The organism is Desulfobacter sp. UBA2225, assembly GCF_002348205.1.
GTDB lineage: Bacteria > Desulfobacterota > Desulfobacteria > Desulfobacterales > Desulfobacteraceae > Desulfobacter > Desulfobacter postgatei.
On the sequence record NZ_DDYV01000102.1, the window covers coordinates 1 to 241 of the forward strand.

Sequence of the window (241 nt, forward strand, 5' to 3'; positions counted from 1 at the left end):
CAACTGACTCTTAATCAGTAGGTCCTGGGTTCGATTCCCCGATGGCCCACCACTACAGCAATAAGGCTTTCAGCGGTTTTTCGTTGGAAGCTTTTTTGCTTTTTAAAGACTTTCTGTGTGAGGGTCTGTGTCAGTGATGTCCGGCTATGTTTTTGAAAAGCAAATTTAATGCAATTTTTTATAACGACCATGTCCTTACGGACACAACAAACAATAAAAGATGTGAGTATTGAGTATTGAG